We start from the raw sequence: 15,824 nt of genomic DNA on the forward strand, positions 1-15,824 counted from the left end.
GCCAAACTTAACTTTTATGAAGGTAGAGATAAATTTCTTCTGCTTTTTTAGCGCTAATCCCTTTGACCTTTGAAATATCTTCCTGACTGGCTGAGAGTAACTCTTGGTACCCACCAAAGGCTGTCAGCAGCTCTTTGCGTCGATTTGGTCCGATACCTGGAATATCTTCCAATACCGAGTGTCTGCGCTTCTTGTCTCGTCTACGGCGATGACTCTTAACCGCAAATCTATGTGCTTCATCACGAATATGTTGAATCAAGTGTAAGGCAGCCGAATCTGGCGGCAATACTACTTCATCTTCTTTGGAGCCGATGTAAAGGGTTTCAAGACCCGGCTTACGGGTATCGCCTTTGGCGACCCCTAATAAGAAAATATTCACCAAGCCTAATTCTTTCAACACAGCTTCAGCCTGGGTTAACTGACCTTTACCACCGTCAATAAGTAATACATCTGGCGCTTCTAGCTCACCACTTTTAACGCGTTTATAGCGGCGTGTCAGTGCTTGCTTCATGGCACCGTAATCATCGCCCGGCTCAACACCTTCGATGTTAAAGGAGCGATAGCGTTTTTTATCTGGCCCATCAGGCCCAAACACCACACAAGACGCGACGGTTGCTTCACCACTTGAGTGACTGATATCGAAACACTCCATGTGCTTTGGAGGATCAGAGAAGCCTAACAATTTTTGCAAGGCGGTTATACGGCTAAAGTGATTACGTTTGTCTGATAATCGCGCCTGTAAGCCCTGCTCTGCATTAAGTTTTGCCAAATCAAGCCAACGAGCGCGCTGACCCCTTACATTGCTTAGTACTTCGATTTTTTTCTGCGTGGTTTCAAAAATACCTTCCACCAACGCATCACCATCTTCTAATTCGTGACTAATGATAAGCGTCTTAGGTAACTCTTGAATACCACCAAGGTAAAATTGAGCAATAAAAGACGATAATAATTCACCTTCTGTTATTTCAATGGGCATTTTGGGGTAATGACTTTTACTACCAACCACTTTACCTTTACGTATCATCATCACATGAACACACAATCCGCCGGGCTGAATAATGGAGGCAATGACATCTGCTTCACCGGTTTGTCCATAAACATGCTGTTGTTCTTGGATGTGTTTGAGCTGAATGATTTGATCGCGCAATTCGGCAGCGCGCTCGAATTCCATGTCTGCGGCGGCGGCGCTCATTTGTGTGGTGATTTCCGTTGTAAGTTCTTGGTCTTTGCCTTGTAAAAACATGCGCGCGTGACGAACATCTAGCTCATATTCTTCATCGCTGATTAAGTTCACACAAGGCCCAGAGCAACGCTTAATTTGATATTGCAAACAAGGCCGAGAGCGATTCGAGTACGTGTTGTCTTCACACTGGCGCACTTTGAAGACCTTCTGCATGGTATTCAAACTTTCTTTTACCGCACTGCCACTTGGAAAAGGGCCAAACAAGGTGCCTTTATCGGTTTTATCACCACGACGAAACAGCAAAGCTGGATGATGGTGATTCGATAGCAAAATATAAGGATAAGATTTATCGTCTCGCAACAAAATATTATATGGCGGACGATGCTGTTTAATAAGCGTTTGTTCAAGAAGCAAGGCTTCTGTTTCGCTTTTGGTAACAGCAATTTCGATGGTGTGAATACGACTAACCAAGGCCATGGTTTTGGTCGTTAGCCCTGTCACACGAAAATAACTCGCAACTCGGTTTTTTAGATTTTTGGCTTTTCCGACATAAAGCAACTCACCTTTTACATCGTACATGCGATAAACGCCCGGACGCGTGGTTAAGTTGCTAACAAAATGCTTCGGATCAAATTCTGAATGGCTCAAACAAACCTCGTTTTTCGCCTAGCCCATACCAAGCACATTGTAACGTACCGCTAAGTGAATCAGCTCGACATCACTTTCAATGTTCAGCTTTGAAAAAATACGAGTACGATAAGTACTCACGGTTTTAGGACTAACACATAGGTACTCTGCAATTTCGTTGGATTTTTTGCAATCTACGATCATCTGAGCCACCTGCAATTCTCGGTCTGATAATTGCCCCAATGGCGAACCTTGCCCATCGATAGAAAACTTAGATAACGCCATTTTCTGAGCAATGCTTTTAGAAATATAATGCTCACCTTTAGACACCATTTGAATCGCCTCTAATAACTCAGACGTATTAGTGCCTTTAGTAAGATAACCAGACGCACCGGCTTCTAATAATTTCACTGGGTACAAATTGTCATCCAGCGCCGATAAAGCAATGATCTTGGTTTTCGGCAAAATGCGTTTTATTTCTTTCGTAGCGCCTAAACCGCCAATTCCTGGCATATGCACATCCATTAAAATAATATCAGGTAATAATATCTTAGACTGAATAATAGCTTCTTCGCCGCTGTGCACAACATCAACTACCTCAACCCCTTTTACATCCTGTAATACACGACTAATACCTTGGCTAACCACATCATGGTCGTCAACAATCAATACTTTTAACATAACAACCTCACCAAAACTTTCCTACGCCTCGTGTCGATTTCTGCCTTACCTTGCATGAAACCGCCTATAGCATCCTGCTAATAAAAAATTATGTTATACAACAAATAGAAAAAACGCACCGTTATTCTGGCAGCTTTTCTTTATACCCCATTTCTAAAAGCTTTTTTTGACTAATTTCGCGATAACGAGCGCGCACGCCAGACCCAGGTGTTTTTTGGGTGTAATAAAGTAAGGGCGCGACCTGTTCTTCATCAACCGATATATCTTTGGCAATTTTACTCGCTAAATCTTTCACACTGAGCGTTTGCTTGTCTTCAATCATAATGACTTTTGGAATCACTAAACGTTCGCCGGCAATTACTCGATCTACAATTTTCAAATAACTTTGCTCAAACAAAGGCCAGGAAACACGTTCTTCTTCAGACTTTAGTTTGTACCAGCCCGCCTGAGACCCAGCAAAAAACACCGCATTATGACTCCATTTATATTGCAAGGGATCCGTTCGACATGCACAAGCTTCAAGATATGCTGCACGTGGATCTGGTAAACCATAAGCTTTATATGCGGTATTAATCAGCTTTAAAAAGTCGGCGATGGTTGGTGGCCATGTGTGCTCTTCTTTCGTACGTTCTACGGCGTAAGCTAATAATGGCTCTTGAAAACCTTTCAGTGCAATCGCCCATTCGCGCTTCGCTAACTTTACGTCATCCGTTGTACTGTAAGCCGAGGCAAACTTATGGGTATAAATAGCTTTAAAACGCGCAAACAGCATATTAACCAAGATACGTGTTTGCTGCTCGGCCTCTGTTGGGCCCGATTCACGGCTGGCATTACCGCCATTAGCATATCCTGAATTATTGTACTCAGAATTTTTATACCCAGGGTTGCCAGAACCATACTCACCAGTCTGTGTCGTGGATGTTGGTGAGGGCGTCGCTAACCTGCTCTCTAGAGGTTTTATTAAATTTTGTACTGCCTGAGGTTCCTTCATATGAAGACCTATCCGATTGTTTGTATTGCCACTGACGTTTTACGTATTTAAAAAATTCGCTGTTCCAAGTTCTAACGTTTTTCCGCTGCTCTTTGATTCTAAGTAAAAACTCAGTTTGCAAAGACAAGGCAAATTCACGGGCGATACCCGCTTGACCAATTTGTTCTAACGTCGCTTCTTCAGGTTGCCATTGATCAGGTTGTCGAGCTCGTTCTTTTTGCTCCAAATACAAGTCAAAATCTGTGACTCCACGACGATCATTCACCACTGGTGGAGATGGTGCTTCGTATTGCCTAACAGGTTGCTTTGCAGGGTAACTTTTAGGCTGCGGAGTGAACTCTTCAGTTTTCTCCCGGGATGCTTTGTGCAACCGATCCATTTTGCTCATTAAGGAATCGTCTTTAGAAGACGCTTCGGCGGCTGGTTTAATAGTTTGTGCCGCTTTTTGAGATGACGCTAAGTGGATTTCAAGAACCTCTTCTTGGCGCTGAAAACTCAGTAGCTGACTAATTTGTAAGTTCGCCAGTAATCTCATCAACATAGGTACAGTCCAAAATGGTAGCTGAACACTAAGTCGACTCATTTCAACCCGTAAAGCACTGGAACCAACAAGGTAAGCTTGTTGCTTCAAAAAGGTCAATAATACAGTTTCTTCTAACCCAATCTGGGCTGCCATTGAAAATGATATCGGTAATGAATAGTCGTTATCCAACATAAATCTCGCTTCGCGCTTTTTACATACCTAACACAATAGTTAGCATAACAGTCTATCAAAAGCCGTCCTCATTAGCACGAGAACCTTAAACGAACCTTGCCTTCTATGTATAGAAGACACCCGCTATTTTCACTGAATATTAGACTTTAACAATAGATGAGTTTTATTAGCTACCAAAACAGCCGTTAAGTAATTTTGACAGCATTCAAAATCACTCCTATTCTCAAGTTACGGCAATGTTTTTTTCATTCAACTTTTTTCTATGCTCTGCAATAATGAAAAGAGAGTTCTGTATTGTCGGTTCCACGAACATCATTCAGGAGAAAAGTAGTATGCACACTACCAAAATTTCTGGTCACCATATCGATGTAACTCCAGCCATCAAGAATCATATCCATGAAAAACTCAACAAAGTGTCCAAGTTGACAGACCAAATAACGTCCGTCAATGTCACCTTGCTAAAGGACAACAAAAGCCAAAAAGCAGAAGCAACCATACATATTCCAGGCAAAGAGATCTTTGCCGCCGCCTCCTCTGAAGACAGGTTATTTCACGCAATAGACGACATGGTTGATAAACTGGTCAAACAAGTAGACAAATACAAAACCAAACAATACTGCGCCAATCACAAACCCGTGACGACTCACTAAGCATTATAAATAGCTCCCCCCTCATTATTTGCCAAGGAAACACCGCGATTTTGCGGTGTTTCTGTATATTTATCGCCTAGACAAACAATCATGCTTGAACTTTGGAACTTTCAGCCGCATATTAAGTCTATTAATAGTCTTAAACCTTAAAGGAGTAATCTCATGCGTTACACAGAAGCCCTTTCGACACATTCGTCACAAGCGGCAAACAAAACGCTCCGCAATACTTACGGGCTGTTGTCGCTTACCCTCTTGTTCAGCGCCTTCACTGCGGGCATGAGCATGGCTTTTAACTTACCCCATCCTGGCCTGATTATTACCCTAGTAGGCTTTTATGGTTTGCTTTTTCTAACACACAAATTTAAAAACAGCTCGGCTGGTATTCTTTGCGTATTTGCACTAACTGGCTTTATGGGTCTTACTCTTGGACCAATCCTAAGTGCTTACATGAATATGGCTAACGGCGCTAGCATGATCATGAGCGCTTTGGGTATCACAGGCCTTTCGTTCCTAGGTTTGTCTGCTTATGCTTTGGTTTCAAAGAAAGACTTTAGTTTCCTTAATGGATTCATCACTGTCGGTTTCTTTGTACTTTTGTTCGCAGTAATTGCCGGCATATTTGTAAAAATGCCAGCTCTACAAATCTTCATTTCTGCTGGCTTTGCGCTTTTCTCTGCGGCGGTTATATTGCTGCAAACGAGCCAAATCGTCCGCGGTGGTGAAACAAACTACATCATGGCAACAGTGAATTTGTATGTTTCTCTATACAACATGTTCCTAAGTGTATTATCTCTTCTTGGCATGTCTCGCGATTAATCGTACGTCACACCAATACGAAAAGGCCGCTGACTGCGGCCTTTTTTATGTGTAAAATTTGCAACATCTCATACCAAGGTTATTTTCATGCAATACACTTTGCTCATTACGGGGTCACCATACCAAAGTAAGGCTTGCCACTCCGCACTTCGCTTCATCCGCGCCGCTGTGACTAAATACCCAAACAGCATCAAGGGTGTATTTTTTTATGAGGATGCAGTGCTTATTGGCAACCAAACAGCACAGCCACCAAGAGATGAAATCAACCTCACCAAAGCTTGGCAAGAAGTAGCGGAGCAACATAGCATTCCTTTATATTTGTGTATTGCTGCTGCGGTAAGACGTGGCATTATTAACGAAAGTGAAAGCCGTCGTTACGAGTTAGAACAACACACGCTTGCAGGACATTTTCAGCTTGAAGGTTTAGGGACACTCGTTGATCTAATGAACACTACAAACAAAGTCATTCAGTTTAGGTAACCGCATGAAACACACATTAATTCACCTAAACGCTAGCCCTTATTCCAGCCTAGCTTGCAAAGAAGGCTTAGATCTTGCTTTGGTTCTGGCCACCTTTGAACAGCCTGTTGATTTGTGTCTCTCTGGCGCTGCTCTAGCACTTTTAACTGACAATCAACAACCAACCGTTGAACAAGGTAAAAATCTGCATAAGCTGTTAGCTGGGCTAGAGTTTTATGATATTGAAAACGTCTACATAGAAAAAACCAACACATGGATTAAAGACAACCCTACATGGCAAGGTGCTCAGTCACTTGATGACACTGAATGGCAGACAATGTTTTCACAATACCAACAAGTTTTCCGGTTTTAATTATGCAACTTCACCAAATAAATCAACTCGATTACCCAGCAACACTAGAAGCAACATGGCAAAACAGCCTACAAACTGGCGATCAAATACTCCTAATTGAAGATGGCTTTCTAAGGACCATTCATCAGGCTAACGCGATGCAAACCCTGATGAAAGAGAAGCAAGTTGAGTTTTATTATTTGCAAAGCGATGCAACTGCTTATGGTTTATCACCAAAGCTGGGCATCCCTCTATCAGATGAAGAATGGGTCGATTTAACCTTTTCAGCAGAAACAAACATTAGTTGGTAATTAGCATGACAGACAATACTGTAGTTTTAGATGAAGAAGGTTACTTGCTTAACCTACAAGATTGGACTCCAGAGCTTGCCAATCAACTGGCACAAGAGGCTGAAGTAGAGTTAACAGATGCCCATTGGGAAATCATTTATTTATTACGCGATTTCTATAAAGAGTTTGAAGTCTCTCCCGCTATGCGTCCACTGGTAAAAGCAGTATCAAAAAAACTTGGAGCAGAAAAAGGACGCAGTATTTATCTAATGACACTCTTTCCTGGCAGCCCGCCTAAGTTAGGCGCAAAAATAGCTGGCCTTCCAAAACCTGCAAACTGCTTGTAACAATCAGGATTTGATCGATATAAAAAAGCGGAACTATTAAGCTCCGCTTTTATTTGGAAGCCAAACCGCTAAGCAATTTAGTACTTTCCATACCACTCTAATTTCTTCTGCAAAGTCACCACTTCACCAATAATCAATAATGCTGGGGATTTCGCCTCATTCACCACTGATACGTCATACACATCCTGGACAGTAGAAGTAAAGACACGCTGCTCACTGGTTGTGCCTTTTTCAACAATGGCCACTGGCATGGATGGACTCATACCAAAACGAATCAACGACTGTGTAATATCTTTAAGGCCTGTTAACCCCATATAAATCACTAGAGTTTGCGCTGGATGAACTAACTCTTCCCAGGGCAACTCCGTCGTACCATCTTTCAAATGGCCAGTTAAGAATCGAACCGACTGAGCGTAATCACGATGCGTTAACGGAATCCCAGCATACGCGGCACAACCTGCTGCCGCAGTAACCCCTGGAACCACTTCAAAAGGTACACCCTCCTCGATTAGCTCCTCAAGCTCTTCACCACCTCGCCCAAATATAAAAGGATCTCCGCCTTTTAAGCGCACCACCATGTGGCCCTCTTTAGCTTTTCTCGCAAGCAAGCTATTAATCTCATCTTGCGGAAGGCTGTGTAAAGACTTGGCTTTACCGACATACATTTTTTCTGCTGATTCAGGAATTAGCTCAATAATTTCTTTACCAACCAAGCGATCGTACAAAACCACATCGGCCATTTTTAATAAACGATATGCTTTTAACGTCAGCAATTCAGGATCACCTGGACCCGCACCAATCAAATAGACCTTGCCCGTCATAATTTCACTATCCACTCACACAAAAAAAGCCTCCGTTGAGGCTTTTTTATTAGAAAATTTAGCTTACGCTTTTTTCAATACGGTCTTTCCGCCCATATAAGGCACCAACACATCAGGAACACGCACACTACCATCAGCATTTTGATAGTTTTCAAGTACGGCAACTAACGTACGACCTACAGCCAAACCAGAACCATTCAAGGTATGTGCCAATTCTGGACGACCTGTTTCTGGGTTGCGCCAACGCGCTTGCATACGACGCGCTTGGAAATCCCACATATTAGAGCAAGAAGAAATCTCACGGTATTTACCTTGGCCTGGCAACCACACCTCAATGTCGTAAGTTTTGTGTGCAGAGAAACCGAGATCACCACCGCACAAGATTACAGTACGGTAAGGAAGCTCTAGTTTCTGCAGAATAACTTCTGCATGGCCAACCAACTCCTCCAGTACTTGTTCAGAAATATCTGGACGACAAACATGAACCAGCTCGACTTTTTCAAACTGATGCTGACGAATCATACCGCGAGTATCACGGCCATAGCTGCCCGCCTCGCTGCGGAAACATGGTGTATGAGCAACAAATTTCTTATGCAAATCTGCATCATTTAAAATTTCATCACGCACCAAATTAGTCACTGGCACTTCTGCTGTTGGGATCAAATATAAGTCATTGTTACCGCTGTCTTTGTCCACAGGTACTTTAAACAAATCGGCTTCGAATTTAGGTAGCTGACCCGTTCCTTTTAGGGAATGAGAGTTTACCAAGTAAGGCACGTACACCTCAGTGTAACCATGCAAATCAGCATGTGTGTTGATCATAAACTGAGTTAAAGCACGATGTAGGCGTGCTAAGTCGGAATGCATAACCGCAAAACGAGAACCAGTAATTTTCACTGCCGCTTCGAAATCTAGCATTTCCATCACTTCGCCAAGATCAACGTGATCTTTTGGCTCAAAATCGAATGACTTAGGCGTTCCCCAACGACGAACTTCGACATTGTCGTCTTCAGTCTTGCCTTCTGGAACAGAGGAATGAGGGAGGTTTGGAATACCTTCTAGCAACCCTTCCAACTCTTCTTGAACTTGTGTCAGCTGTGTTTTAGCGGCTTCAAGATCATCACCTAGCGTTGCTGTTTGTGCTTTTAGTTCAGCTGCTTTGTCTTTATCGCCAGACTTCATCGCCTGACCAATTTCTTTGGACACTGAATTTCGGGCCTGTTGCAGCTGCTCCGTTTCTACTTGAATGGCTTTACGACGCTCTTCTAAAGAAGAAAAAGTCGCCACATCCAACTCGTAGCCTTTCTTTTTAAGTTGAGCCGCAATGGCTTCCGGGTCAGCGCGTAATGCTTTAATGTCTAACATTTGGGCAACAATATCCTTCAATCAGTGTGTATAAATAAATTAGGTTACTTTAAAAAAATAAAGGGATTATAAAAAACGAGCAACAGCCATACCTACGGCAAGGCCAGCAATCCCCAAAACACAGCTCAATAATAAATAGCTTACTGCACTTAGCCAAGCCTGCATGTTAATAAGAGAGACAATTTCCAAAGAAAAAGTGGAAAAAGTAGTAAACGCACCTAAAAAACCAACCATAACCAAAGGCCGGTAAGGTTCAAGGGAAGGCATGCGCTCACTGATCACTACAAAAGCGATCCCCATCAGAACACAACCCAATACGTTAATAATCATAGTCGCAAAGGGAAAATGGTGATTCCAATAGGTATTAATCCATTTCGTCATGCCATATCGACTTAGCGCACCAAAGGCACCACCTACAGCAATCATAAAATACATCATTCTTCATCCTCTTGAGATAGACTTTGAGGTTGGAAAAAAGAACCATAGCGCTGCAATGGACTCTGATCGTCTAAGTCCGATAACCAAGCCAGTTTATTATTGATTTTCTTTTCTAGACCACGATCTGTCGGATGATAATAACGCATATCCGCCAACTCTTCTGGCATATAATTTTCGCCTGCAGCGTAAGCATATTCTTCATTATGCGCATAACGATACTCATCGCCGTGCCCCATATTTTTCGCCAAAGACGTTGGCGCATTACGCAAATGTACCGGTACTTCGTAACTTGGTTGCGCTGCGACATCAGACATCGCTTGATTAAAGGCTTGATACACTGCGTTACTCTTAGGTGCGCACGCCATGTAAACAGCCGCTTGCGCTATCGCACGATTACCCTCGCCGGGCCCAACACGCTCAAACACATCCCACGCATTTAAGCCGATTTGCAAGGCGCGCGGATCAGCATTGCCAATATCTTCTGATGCAATAGCCAGCAGGCGCCGGGCGATATACAAAGGATCGCAACCACCATCCAGCATACGCGCCATCCAATATAAAGCACCATCGGGCGATGAGCCACGAACCGATTTATGAAAGGCAGAAATTTGATCATAAAAGACATCACCTTTACGATCAAAACGACGAACACTACCACCCAACACATCTTCTAACTGCTCTAGTGTTACCTTGCTTCCCGGCTCTACAAGATCCGATAATATCTCTAAGAAATTAAGACCTCGGCGAATATCACCATCAGCAGCTTGAGCCAACACTGACAAAAAATAATCGTCTATTTGAAAACCATTTTCTTGAGAATAAGCAGCGATACCTTTTTCATGGTTCTCTAAAGCTCGCTTAAGGGTAAGCTTTACCTCATCAACGCTCGGTGTTTTTAAACGATAAACCCGTGCTCTAGACAACAAGGCAGAGTTCAATTCAAAGGCAGGATTTTCCGTGGTTGCACCAATAAACAAAAAGGTACCGTCTTCAATGAAAGGCAAAAACGCGTCTTGTTGCGACTTATTGAAACGATGAACTTCATCGACAAATAAAACTGTCTGGGTGCCGTTCATCGCGCGCAATTGTTTTGCCTGGTCCACTGCTGCACGAATTTCTTTCACCCCAGACATGACCGCAGAAATTTCAATAAACTGCGCATCAAGGGAATGGGACAAAAGCTGAGCGAAAGTCGTTTTCCCAACTCCCGGAGGCCCCCAAAGAATAAAAGAATGGCAGTGTCCTGTCTCCACCATTCTTCGTAACGGCTTTCCCGGACCAACCAAGTGCGATTGCCCGATATACTCATCAAGACCAGAAGGTCGCATTCTGGCTGCCAGAGGCTGGTAACCTCCTGCTGATATGTCGGAAAAAAGATCCTTCATTACTGACCTTCTACAATAACATCCACATTCGCAGGCAAGTCTAAAACAAAATTCTCTTTCGCCACACCTTCATGCGCTTCAACGTTTTTGAATTCAATCACCGTTGTTTGCCCTAGCGCGTCTAAGATACTCATCGCACTGATCACCTTGTTACGGAATGACAGAGTCAATGCTTGAAATAAATCTTGATTTTCTTTCGGCGCTAAACGAAATTTTTCATCGCCAAGCTTCGTCACATTATAATGAGGCAATACTTTTGCAGCGGGTTGTCCAAGTAACGCAGCAGGAGAACTCCCTACCGCACCAGATAAAGGTTTTTTTGTCGCTTGCTCTAAATCCACATCCCATACGGTAATATATTTACCATCAGAAACAATACGCTGTGCAAAGGGCGTTACGCTATCCCAGACAAACTGATTTGGCTTAGCAAGAAGGAAAATACCTTCACTGACTTGTAGCTGCTTACCTTTTTCATCATAAGTGACCTGACGAAACTCACCTTCAATATTGCGATTCTGTTCAAGCAAATTTTCTATTGAAGCGGAAGAATCCGCAGCTTGCACCATTGCAACCTGAAAAGCCATTACAACAGAAAATAGCACCATAGTGACTAATTTATTTAACAAAATAGATCTCCACAAAAACACCCAAAATAAGAGTTCCAAAGAACTCTCGTGCTACCGTTTTTATTCCGGAATCAAAATATCACGCTGTCCATTAGTTCCCATTGGACCAACTAGACCCGCCGCTTCCATTGATTCAACCAAGTTAGCCGCTCTGTTGTAACCTATTTTTAATCGGCGCTGAATAGAGGATATCGAAGCTTTACGCGTTTCAATGACAATTTTCACAGCTTCATCATAAAGTGCATCTTTATCTTCACCGCCACCATCTGCCATTAAGTCTTCAGGGTTAACAACAACATCTTGAATATAGTCCGGCTCACCTCGCTGCTTCCACTCCTCAACGACAGCATGCACTTCATCATCAGAGACAAAAGCACCGTGAACACGAATTGGGGTTGGTAAACCAGCAGGCAAATATAACATATCCCCCATACCTAGCAGTTGATCCGCCCCACCTTGATCGAGAATCGTTCTGGAGTCAATTTTCGAAGACACTTGAAAGGCCATGCGTGTAGGAATGTTAGCCTTAATCAAGCCAGTAATAACATCCACAGATGGACGCTGCGTCGCAAGAATCAAGTGAATACCGGCCGCCCTTGCTTTTTGTGCTATACGAGCGATCAACTCTTCTACTTTCTTACCAACAATCATCATCATGTCAGCAAACTCGTCGACTATAATAACGATGTAAGGTAAAGGCTCCAAATGCGGCACAGTACGAGCGACACCATCTTCTGAAAACATAGCCATTTCAGGTTGCCATAATGGATCTTGAATTGGCTGGCCGGCTTCAATCGCGTCGCGCACTTTTTTGTTGTAACCCGCAATATTACGCACACCTAATTTTGACATGAGTTTATAACGACGCTCCATTTCATCAACAGACCAACGCAAGCCATTAGCGGCGTCTTTCATGTCGGTAATAACTGGAGTCAACAGGTGCGGAATCCCTTCGTAAATAGACAATTCAAGCATTTTTGGATCAACCATGATCATGCGCACTTCATCAGGCGTCGACTTTAGCAGCATACTCAGAATCATGGCGTTAACACCAACAGACTTACCCGAGCCAGTCGTACCCGCTACTAGCACATGTGGCATTTTTGCTAGATCGACAACCACAGGCTCACCAGAAATGTCATGACCAAGCGATAAAGTGAGCGCTGAAGAAGATCTATCATAGGCCTCACAATTTATCACTTCAGAGAAATACACGGTATCGCGGACTTGGTTAGGGATCTCGATCCCAATAGTTGATTTACCAGCAATTACTTCTACCACTCGCACGCTCATTACACTCAAAGAACGCGCAAGGTCTTTCGCCAAGTTCGTAATACGGGAAACTTTCACACCTGGCGCTGGCTGAATTTCAAAGCGAGTAATAACAGGACCAGGGTTAACCTCAACCACATCAGCTTTAACACCAAAGTCTTGCAAGCGCTGCTCTAGCAGCTCGGATAAAGCCAACAGTTCATCTTCTGAATAACCGCCTTGCTTAGGCCTTGGCTTGGTAAGAACAGAACGATCAGGTAAAGAGTAAGCTTCTACCTTTTTACTGTTTTCAGTGTCATCTGAGTGAGGACCGCCAAGTGAATCCAGCTGCTTCGCTTCAGATAAAGTACGAAATGCAGGTTTATGTGCGGAAGGAATCGTCGAAGGCTGCTTATTACCTTCAAACAACATAGTATCAGCTTGCTCTTTAGAGATACTTGTAGCTGAAGCAGCTTGCTCACTTTCTCGTTCAACAGGTTTCACCGTTGGAGCTGGTGTAGGCTGAACAGCTTTTTCCTTTATTGTGTCATCACTTTTTGCTGACCAAGATTCTTCTATGTATAAGGTGTCACCAAAATTAACCTCCTTATCGTCAAAAGATAAGCCATCGACAGATAAATCATCTAGACCACCAAACGCAGGTTCTTCATGAGTAGGCGGAAAATCCTCAACTGAGCCCTCCTCCTTCGCAGATTTAGACCTAGCAAATAGCGAAGAAAGGCTAAACTTGGATTTTTTAGACACTTCACGGGAAGACTCTGTATCAGTAGAGTCTTCGAATAAAATATTATCGCCCGCTTGCTTTTGGGTTACAGGTTCAGCCTTCACCTGTTCAACAGACGCCTTTCTTCTCTTTCTGACGATTGCAGGCTCTTCTGCTTCATCGGCCGTATCGATCAATTCAACAGTCGCAGCTTTTTTAGTGAGTTTTGCTTCACGACTATCTGACCATTTTTGATGAATAAACATAGCAAGGGTATACGCTCTTTCACCTAAACGGTCCATCAAGCTCAACCAATGGACTTGAGATAACAAAGTAAACGCCAAAATAACTAACGCTAAACTGACTAACGTGGCGCCATCATAACCAATAAAGCCATACAACAAGACGCCAAGGCCGCGCCCTAAGATACCACCTGCACCATACTGCAATGACGGTTCGCCAACAGTATGTAAAAAGCACAATACTGACCCAAAGGATAAATACAGAATGCTTCCAATAGTACAGAGTAAGGCATTATTAAGGGGCAATAAGGAGTGTGGGTTGCGCCATATAATAATCGCCACCCAGAAAAACAAGGGAGGTAAAGAATAAAATAAGGACCCAAAGAAGCCAGACGCTAAATCTGCAATAATGGCACCAATAGGCCCCATAGAGTTCTGCGTAGCGGCACCACTTCCGGAATAAAACCAAGCCGCATCGGTTGGGCTGTAGGTATAAGTTGCCAGTCCAAAAAAGAATAAAAACAGTAAAGCGGCAATAAACGCAGCTTGCTTGGCAAACATATCCCAAATTGGTGATCGTACCGACTCACGCATTTTCTCTGACAAAACGTACTTCCTATTTTATGTTAATCAAAACAACACATGCACCGTTTCACGGAGTCATAAGTTCGCTAAGCTTACCATAAAAAAAGCCAGCCCAAAGGGCTGGCTTTCGCTTTTACTAAGAAAGGTATTTATCTATCAAAGAAGACCTTATCAAGAAAGGTCTTAGAAGACCGATTTTACACCAACGATAGTACGGTTACCGTCACCGTTAGTCGCATCTGTTAGGTCTCCAGCGTAGTTTTCTACGTAGTAAGTCAAATCGCCAGCAGCGTATTCTGCAACGAAGTAAGTACCATCAATTTCTTGTTCCAATTCACTAGAGAATTCAAGAGTCAATGTCAATGCATCAGTTGCTGCGAATGCAACAGAAGCAGTTAGCTGCTCGCGATCAGTTGTTGTACCTGTACCTTTCTCACCAACACCGTAGTTCAAAGATACAGTCGCTGGACCAGATACGGATTGAAGACCTACGTTTACTGCATTTGCATCACCTACAGAACCACCAGAGATACCAGCTTTAAACGCGCCAAAATCTTTAACATAAGATGCTGCAAAACCAACTTCTGAATCTTCAGTGCCTGCTGGACGAGTTGCTTCTAATGCAACTGTCAATTCAGGTGTCACTTTGTAACGAACACCAGTACTGTCTGTATCACTAGAGCCTGTTACTAGATCAACACCACCATAAATCTCATCCATACCAAAGAATGAGCCTGTTGCTACAGTACCGTCAAAACGACCGAAGGAAACAGCACCTTGTTTTACGTAGATTTTTTCTAGACCGATATCTACGTCTTCATCAGTGCCAGTCCCTGCAATTTCAAGCTCAGCGTAAACAACACCAGTGTCTACATGTAGCTCAAGTTCACTTAGGTTAGTACCATCAGCAGCATCATTACCTTCACCGCTACCGTAGCTTACGTATTCAACGCCAGCTTCACCAGTGATGATAGCATCAGCAGCAAAAGTAGTAGTAGAAACAGCAGCCGCAACAGCAGATACCGCAAACACAGAAGCAAGTTTAATCGCTTTCATTCAAGATTCCCCTTTATATTATATAATATGGTCTTGTAGACCTATCGATCGATTTTCATCTAATCAAGAAACGTTGTTAAATCAACGATTCATGTATCCTAAAACCTATCAGTTTCACTTTCATGACAGCAGTCAAAAAAGCAATTTATTCTTGTAGTTCCCAACACCGTATTTGATTTATGTTTTCAAATTACCGTTTAGGACTGCATCGATTAAAACC

The 15,824-nt window shown here is 43.0% G+C and carries 17 protein-coding genes; 6 read left to right on the plus strand and 11 right to left on the minus strand.

Going from position 1 to position 15,824, the window contains the following annotated elements:
- Positions 1-7: 7 nt before the first annotated feature.
- From uvrC to DFP80_RS09420, 4 genes are all read right to left on the minus strand, one after another.
- A complete protein-coding gene (gene uvrC / locus DFP80_RS09405; RefSeq protein WP_113916544.1) occupies positions 8-1,831 on the minus strand; it encodes an excinuclease ABC subunit UvrC in 1,824 nt (607 codons plus the stop codon).
- Positions 1,832-1,849: 18 nt separating this feature from the next.
- Entirely contained in the window at positions 1,850-2,491 is a 642-nt protein-coding gene (locus DFP80_RS09410) for a response regulator (protein ID WP_113916545.1), read from the minus strand.
- A 121-nt stretch (positions 2,492-2,612) separates the two neighbouring features.
- The gene (locus DFP80_RS09415; protein WP_241560217.1) at positions 2,613-3,482 is read right to left on the minus strand and encodes a replication protein P; all 870 of its coding nucleotides are present in this window, start codon (positions 3,480-3,482) and stop codon (positions 2,613-2,615) included.
- Positions 3,391-4,197 carry a DnaT-like ssDNA-binding domain-containing protein gene (locus tag DFP80_RS09420; RefSeq protein ID WP_113916547.1) on the minus strand — a complete coding sequence of 269 codons (807 nt, stop codon included), beginning with the start codon at positions 4,195-4,197 and terminating at the stop codon, positions 3,391-3,393. The genes DFP80_RS09415 and DFP80_RS09420 overlap by 92 nt, the downstream gene beginning before the upstream one ends.
- Before the next feature lie 332 nt (positions 4,198-4,529).
- On the opposite strand from DFP80_RS09420, the gene hpf reads away from it, so the two are divergent.
- The 6 genes from hpf (at position 4,530) to DFP80_RS09450 (ending at position 7,111) form a co-directional block, all read left to right on the plus strand.
- On the plus strand, positions 4,530-4,847 hold the full coding sequence (gene hpf, locus DFP80_RS09425) for a ribosome hibernation-promoting factor, HPF/YfiA family (protein ID WP_113916548.1): 318 nt from the start codon (positions 4,530-4,532) through the stop codon (positions 4,845-4,847).
- Between the two features lie 162 nt (positions 4,848-5,009).
- Positions 5,010-5,663 (plus strand): Bax inhibitor-1/YccA family protein, encoded by a 654-nt coding sequence (locus DFP80_RS09430; protein WP_113916549.1) that lies wholly within the window; start codon positions 5,010-5,012, stop codon positions 5,661-5,663.
- Positions 5,664-5,750: 87 nt separating this feature from the next.
- Positions 5,751-6,143: a sulfurtransferase complex subunit TusD gene (gene tusD, locus DFP80_RS09435; RefSeq protein ID WP_113916550.1), complete on the plus strand. Its 393-nt coding sequence runs from the start codon at positions 5,751-5,753 to the stop codon at positions 6,141-6,143.
- A gap of 4 nt (positions 6,144-6,147) precedes the next feature.
- Positions 6,148-6,495 carry a DsrE family protein gene (locus DFP80_RS09440; protein ID WP_113916551.1) on the plus strand — a complete coding sequence of 116 codons (348 nt, stop codon included), beginning with the start codon at positions 6,148-6,150 and terminating at the stop codon, positions 6,493-6,495.
- Positions 6,496-6,497: 2 nt separating this feature from the next.
- On the plus strand, positions 6,498-6,785 hold the full coding sequence (locus DFP80_RS09445; RefSeq protein WP_113916552.1) for a DsrH/TusB family sulfur metabolism protein: 288 nt from the start codon (positions 6,498-6,500) through the stop codon (positions 6,783-6,785).
- Between the two features lie 5 nt (positions 6,786-6,790).
- Entirely contained in the window at positions 6,791-7,111 is a 321-nt protein-coding gene (locus DFP80_RS09450; RefSeq protein ID WP_113916553.1) for a TusE/DsrC/DsvC family sulfur relay protein, read from the plus strand.
- A gap of 77 nt (positions 7,112-7,188) precedes the next feature.
- On the opposite strand, the gene cobA is transcribed toward DFP80_RS09450, so the two are convergent.
- The 7 genes from cobA to DFP80_RS09485 form a co-directional block, all read right to left on the minus strand.
- Positions 7,189-7,947 (minus strand): uroporphyrinogen-III C-methyltransferase, encoded by a 759-nt coding sequence (gene cobA / locus DFP80_RS09455; RefSeq protein WP_241560218.1) that lies wholly within the window; start codon positions 7,945-7,947, stop codon positions 7,189-7,191.
- Between the two features lie 48 nt (positions 7,948-7,995).
- Entirely contained in the window at positions 7,996-9,297 is a 1,302-nt protein-coding gene (serS, locus tag DFP80_RS09460) for a serine--tRNA ligase (RefSeq protein WP_113916555.1), read from the minus strand.
- Positions 9,298-9,363: 66 nt separating this feature from the next.
- Positions 9,364-9,735: a fluoride efflux transporter CrcB gene (crcB, locus tag DFP80_RS09465; protein WP_113916556.1), complete on the minus strand. Its 372-nt coding sequence runs from the start codon at positions 9,733-9,735 to the stop codon at positions 9,364-9,366.
- Positions 9,732-11,120: a replication-associated recombination protein A gene (locus DFP80_RS09470; protein WP_113916557.1), complete on the minus strand. Its 1,389-nt coding sequence runs from the start codon at positions 11,118-11,120 to the stop codon at positions 9,732-9,734. The genes crcB and DFP80_RS09470 overlap by 4 nt, the downstream gene beginning before the upstream one ends.
- A complete protein-coding gene (gene lolA / locus DFP80_RS09475) occupies positions 11,120-11,746 on the minus strand; it encodes an outer membrane lipoprotein periplasmic chaperone LolA (RefSeq protein ID WP_241560219.1) in 627 nt (208 codons plus the stop codon). The genes DFP80_RS09470 and lolA overlap by 1 nt, the downstream gene beginning before the upstream one ends.
- Before the next feature lie 60 nt (positions 11,747-11,806).
- Positions 11,807-14,557, minus strand: coding sequence for a DNA translocase FtsK (locus tag DFP80_RS09480; protein WP_113916559.1), 2,751 nt, complete (start codon positions 14,555-14,557; stop codon positions 11,807-11,809).
- A 174-nt stretch (positions 14,558-14,731) separates the two neighbouring features.
- Positions 14,732-15,604, minus strand: coding sequence for a hypothetical protein (locus DFP80_RS09485; protein WP_113916560.1), 873 nt, complete (start codon positions 15,602-15,604; stop codon positions 14,732-14,734).
- Positions 15,605-15,824 lie beyond the last annotated feature (220 nt).

Origin of the sequence: Marinomonas rhizomae, from assembly GCF_003315485.1 — a bacterium.
GTDB classification, from domain to species: domain Bacteria; phylum Pseudomonadota; class Gammaproteobacteria; order Pseudomonadales; family Marinomonadaceae; genus Marinomonas; species Marinomonas rhizomae.